Origin of the sequence: Gilvimarinus sp. 2_MG-2023 (assembly GCF_030547685.1) — a bacterium.
In the GTDB taxonomy this organism is placed as follows: Bacteria; Pseudomonadota; Gammaproteobacteria; order Pseudomonadales; family Cellvibrionaceae; genus Gilvimarinus.
On sequence record NZ_JAUOQM010000001.1, the window covers coordinates 979 to 2,353 of the forward strand.

Sequence of the window (1,375 nt, forward strand, 5' to 3'; positions counted from 1 at the left end):
CCGACCTTACCCAGTGGGCGGAGGACGCCGGCCTGGAAGACGGCCAAAGCATGTACATTGCCCTGCGCAATGGCTTTCAGGTGCAGCTGCGACAATTTTTTAAACGAGTTTAATTTTTCGATTTTAATGAACAGGAGCCAATCGACTATGGCCGAATACGCCCTTTTTACTTCCGAGTCGGTCTCGGAAGGTCACCCAGACAAACTGGCCGATCAGATTTCCGACGCCGTACTGGACGCCATTCTGACCGATGACCCGGAAGCCCGCGTCGCGGTAGAAACTCTGGTAAAAACCGGCATGGCCGTGGTTGCCGGCGAGGTTCGCACCTCGACCTATGTCGATCTGGAAGATTTAATTCGTCAGGTCATTCTCGACATTGGCTATAACAGCTCCGATGTTGGGTTTGATGGCGCCTCCTGCGCCGTGCTCAACGCCATTGGTAAACAATCGGCCGACATTGCCGTGGGCGTGGATGAAGCCGAGCAAAAAGATCAAGGTGCCGGCGATCAGGGCCTGATGTTTGGTTACGCCTCCAACGAAACCGACGTACTTATGCCAGCCCCCATTTACTACTCGCACCGCTTGGTAGAAAAACAGGCCGAGTTGCGCAAAAACGGCAAGCTCGACTGGCTGCGCCCCGACGCCAAAAGCCAGGTAACCTTGCGCTACGAAAACGGCCAGCCGGTTGCCATTGATGCGGTGGTACTCTCGACTCAGCACGATCCGGGCATTGCTCTAAAAGATTTGCAAGAGGCGGTACGCGAAGAAATCATTAAGCCGGTACTGCCCGCCGAATGGTTGCACGACGACACTTTGTATCACATTAACCCCACCGGCCAATTTATTATCGGCGGCCCGGTAGGCGACTGCGGCCTGACCGGCCGCAAGATTATTGTCGACACCTACGGCGGCATGGCCCGCCACGGCGGCGGCGCCTTCTCGGGTAAAGACCCCTCCAAGGTTGACCGCTCGGCGGCCTACGCCGGCCGCTATGTCGCCAAGAATATCGTCGCCGCCGGCCTGGCCGACCGCTGCGAAATTCAGGTGTCTTACGCCATTGGTGTGGCCGAGCCCACCTCGATTTCGATCAACACCTTCGGCACCGGCAAGCTGGCCGACCACGAGATTGAAAACCTGGTTCGCGAACACTTCGACCTGCGCCCCAAAGGCCTGATCGCCATGCTCGACCTCAAGCGCCCCATTTACCGCGCCACCGCCGCCTACGGCCACTTCGGCCGCGAACTGCCGGAATTCACCTGGGAAAAAACCGATAAAGTAGAGGCGTTGAAGAAGGCACTTTAAATAAAATGGCGGAGGTCTGAGGTCTGAGGTCTGAGGTCTGAGGTCTGAGGTCTGAGGTCTGAGGTCTGAGGCC

Annotated in this window: 1 protein-coding gene and 1 pseudogene; both read left to right on the forward strand. The window is 57.3% G+C overall.

Going from position 1 to position 1,375, the window contains the following annotated elements:
* Positions 1 to 113, forward strand: a pseudogene (locus Q4526_RS00010) (ArsR family transcriptional regulator); the annotation flags it as partial.
* Between the two features lie 34 nt (positions 114 to 147).
* Entirely contained in the window at positions 148 to 1,302 is a 1,155-nt protein-coding gene (metK, locus tag Q4526_RS00015; RefSeq protein ID WP_215974633.1) for a methionine adenosyltransferase, read from the forward strand.
* Positions 1,303 to 1,375 lie beyond the last annotated feature (73 nt).